Consider the following 2,145-nt stretch of genomic DNA (forward strand, 5'->3'; position numbering starts at 1 on the left):
CGCCGAAGCCCACGATGGCATGCCGGCGGCACGCGGATACCGCCCGACACACCCGCGAGGATTGCACAATTCTATTTTTCTATGTAACTTGCTCTGATGGTGGGGCCCCTGCGGCCGCACCACTCTCACCGCCCGCACGACCCTGGCAAGCTCCGCCGGCCGGGACCACGAAAATACGCCCCCGCCGTACGGCGGCCAGCACCCTGGAGAAGGCCGCGCCGGCCCTTGGAGACGTCATGATTCCTGAAGGTTCCGAACAGAAGCACACGAACGTCACCCTCATCAGCGAGCGGTATGACGTGCACCGGGACACCGCCTACAAGTGGACCGGCGAGGAGAGCTTCCCGGATACGGTCGACAGGGCCGGCAAGGCGGACGTCTACGACGAGGACGAGGTGGACGAGTGGCTGCGCAAGAACTTTCCGGGCGTATGGATCAAGGGGCAGAAGGGGCGCAATCCGTTGGGCCTGCCGCCCGGCGACGCTCGTGACTTGCTGACCCTGCAGCGGATCGGCGAGCTCGAGGGGCGGGCCTTCAACCGCGATGCGACCGACGTACGGACCCTGCGGACCTATATCTCCAAGGGGACCTTGGCGAGGCCGGACCGCAAGGCGGGCGATGGGCAAAAGCCCGAAGTCAACGAGGACAGGTGGTTCCGGTCGACCGCCTACGCGTACCTCAATCGGCCGCGCAGGACCCGCCGCCAGACGACGGTCGTGGAGCAGCCCGATTCCGAGCAGCAGCCGCAGGCGACTGGCGGGCCGGGTGCCGATCTCGAGCTGCCGGGCGGTGATGACCAGGACCTGTTGACGCTCGAGCAGATCCGGGCGATCGACACCGCAGCCCGGGGCCGGCCGGCGCCCCAGGCCGCGACGTTGAAGATCTACCAGCGCGACGGACGGATGCCGCGGCCCGACCGGGCCCCGGGCGACGGCGAGGAACCCGCCGTCGACGAGCCCATGTGGTACCGGTCCACCGCGTACGGCTTCATCCGGTCCAGGCCGGCCACCCGCCGCACGGGCACGTCCGGCGCGGAGCAGGCCGGATCCGAGCGGAATGCCCAGAAAGCTGCCGGACTACGTGACGATCTCGAGCTGCCGGGCGGTGACGAGCAGGACCTGCTGACCCTCGAGCAGATCCGGGCGATCGACACCGCAGCCCGCGGCCGGCCGGCACCGAAGGCCTCGACGCTGCAGGTCTACCAGTCGGACGGGCGGATGCCGAGGCCCGACCGGGTCCCGGGCGACGGCGAGGAGCCCTCCGTCGACGAGCCGATGTGGTACCGGTCCACCGCGTACCTCTTCGTCCGGCGGCCGGCCACGGGCCGGCCCCGCGGCTCCAAGGTGGCCCGAGGGAAGAGCCGCGGATGACCAGGAGCGGCAAGATCGACCACGCCGGCATCTGCGCAACCTATGATGTGACGCCCCGGACGGTGGACAACTGGACAGGTCTGCTCAACTTCCCCTCCCCCTTGGCGGGGGGCGGCTGGGATGCGCAGCAGGTGGACACCTGGGTGCGCCACAACCGCCCGCAGTCCTGGCCGGGACATGCACCGGTGCCGGTCGAACCGGACACGGCTTCCTGTGCTGAGGCATCGGACGAGGCCGAGGAGCAGCCGGAGAGTGCTTCCGGGGCGACGAGGCTGGGTAAGGGCGGTCTCGCGCAGCGGTACCGCATGACCGAGCCGGGCATTGGCCACTGGACGAAAGCCGAAGGCTTCCCTGCGGCCGGCGACGACGGCCTGTGGGACACAGCGGACGTCGACGACTGGGTACAGAAGAAGCGCCCTCAGGCCTGGGCGGAGTACACCGGGGCGGGCCCGGTGTGGGTGAAGCCGCCGCCGGAGGGGAATCCCGGCGACCTGCTCGACATCGACGAGTACCGCGCGATCATGGGCAACGCGACGCGCGGGAAGCCCGTCGCCAGGTCCACGATGCACTCCTACAAGAACCGCGGGCAGGTTCCGCCACCGGATCGGCGCCCCGGCGACCGTAAGAAGCCGCCCGTGCTCAAAGAAATGTGGTTCCGGAAAACGATCTACGACGATCTGGTGAAACGTCGTAAGGGCCGCCGGCGCTAGGCCAGCTGCCCCTGCGGCTACGCACACAGCGGTGCGGGCCTGCCCGAGAAGCGAGTCGTCTCGGG

The 2,145-nt window shown here is 69.5% G+C and carries 2 protein-coding genes; both read left to right on the forward strand.

All coding sequences use genetic code 11. The features are described from left to right. The first annotated feature begins 236 nt into the window (after window positions 1-236). A complete protein-coding gene (locus FNH08_RS49210) occupies window positions 237-1,370 on the forward strand; it encodes a hypothetical protein (RefSeq protein WP_152778458.1) in 1,134 nt (377 codons plus the stop codon). Next, entirely contained in the window at window positions 1,367-2,080 is a 714-nt protein-coding gene (locus tag FNH08_RS49215; RefSeq protein WP_152778460.1) for a hypothetical protein, read from the forward strand. Before FNH08_RS49210 ends, FNH08_RS49215 begins: the two co-directional genes overlap by 4 nt. The last annotated feature ends 65 nt before the right edge of the window (window positions 2,081-2,145 follow it).

Origin of the sequence: Streptomyces spongiae (genome assembly GCF_009377185.1) — a bacterium.
Taxonomy (GTDB): domain Bacteria; phylum Actinomycetota; class Actinomycetes; order Streptomycetales; family Streptomycetaceae; genus Streptomyces; species Streptomyces spongiae.

Excerpts from the sequence above, each read along its gene's own strand:
- FNH08_RS49210 (WP_152778458.1), top strand. The coding sequence starts at position 237 with ATGATTCCTGAAGGTTCCGAACAGAAGCACACGAACGTCACCCTCATC.
- FNH08_RS49215 (WP_152778460.1), top strand. The coding sequence starts at position 1,367 with ATGACCAGGAGCGGCAAGATCGACCACGCCGGCATCTGCGCAACCTAT.